The organism is Streptomyces adustus (assembly GCF_009377175.1).
GTDB lineage: Bacteria > Actinomycetota > Actinomycetes > Streptomycetales > Streptomycetaceae > Streptomyces > Streptomyces adustus.
The window spans coordinates 1-1,472 of record NZ_VJZD01000534.1; the positions used below are offsets into that span (position 1 = coordinate 1).

General features: G+C 71.7%; 1 pseudogene. It reads left to right on the top strand.

Annotated features, from left to right (window positions below):
* A pseudogene (locus FNH09_RS47460) lies at positions 1-1,472 on the top strand (hypothetical protein); the annotation flags it as partial.

Below are 1,472 nucleotides of genomic sequence, written 5' to 3' on the forward strand. Positions count from 1 at the left end.
CCCCTCCCTCCCTGTCGGTCACCCTGCACAACCCACGCCGGGTCACCGAGGCGTCCGACGTGACCCTGGACCGGCTCCGCGTCAGCAACGCCGGGGGCGGCTCCTCGTCCAACGGCGCGACGACGGGCGGGATCAGTTTCCAGGGCGTCTACAGCCACGACGACGACAACCAGGCGGCCGGCGGAGCCACGATCCCGGTCCTGGTCCGCCAGCCCCGGACGACGGGCAGCACGGCCGGTGCGTCCGGGGGACGCCGCGAATGGCTGAAGACCGGGACGACGACGGCCCCCGCGGACGGTTCGCACGGCACCCGTACCTATGAGGCACTGGTCGACACCCATCTGACCGTACGGGGGCCGGAAGGAACCCGGCACGTGACCGGCACCGCCACCGTGCGCGTCGCGGAACGGGATGTCCTCGGCCACGGCATCACCCCGCCCCGTACCCATCCGCAGGTCTACGACCTGGCCTCCATGGTGCAAGCCGGCGCCGACCGCTCGGTGTCGACCGCGGGAGCCGCCGCGGATCTACGGGACTGGCGCACCCATCCGCTGGACGCCCTGCCCGATCTGCTGGCCGCACAGATCGATCCCGCCGACCCGGAGGCCCAGCTGTGGCTGGCGATCGGCGCCGAACCGGCGACCGGGGACGGGACTCCCACCCGTCCGGATCCCCAGGAGCTGGGCCGTGCTCTGTTCGCCGCGTCGCAGACCGCGGCCACGGCCGAGAAGCCGGTCGAGTTGGCCGTACGGTACGAGGACGGCACGCTCCACTTCTGGAACTTCGACTCCGCCGGGCAGCCTTCGGGACTCGACCCGGAGGCGACGACCGCATGGCAGCGGTTCCACACCGAGGCGTCGGACCTCACCAGGGCGGCGCAGGAGGAACAGGAGAACCGCCGCAGGGAGTTCGAGCTCCGGGAGGAGCTGGACCGGCAGGCCGCCGTCCTCGCCGAGGCTCTGCGCGAGGTCGACCTCGCCCTCGCGGAAACACAGCCCGCGTCCGGTCAGGACGACACGACCACCGAGGCCGGACCGTCCACACGGCCCCGGATGCACCTCGACCGCACGCCTCGCTTCACCGTCCCCTCAGCCTTCGACGTCCGCCGCTTCCGCCACGAAGGCGACACGATCACCGACCTCACCGTCACCGTCGCCTACCGCGGCGGCGACAGCACCGCCGTCCACGCCAAACTCGCCCAAGGCGTCCAGGACTACTACAACACCCCCGGCCACCGCCTCCCCAACGGCGACCTCCTCCACATCACCGTCCAAGTCGCCCCGCCGGGCAGCGAATCCCACCTGACCGTCGACCTCGTCGGCTCCGACAAGACCATGGACCACCACACCTGGCACCACGACGCCAACCCCATCGACTACGCCCACGAACTCGGCCACCAACTCGGCCTGCGCGACGAATACCAGGACGACACCACCCCCCACCGCCCCGACATCACCGGCAGCCTCCTCGGC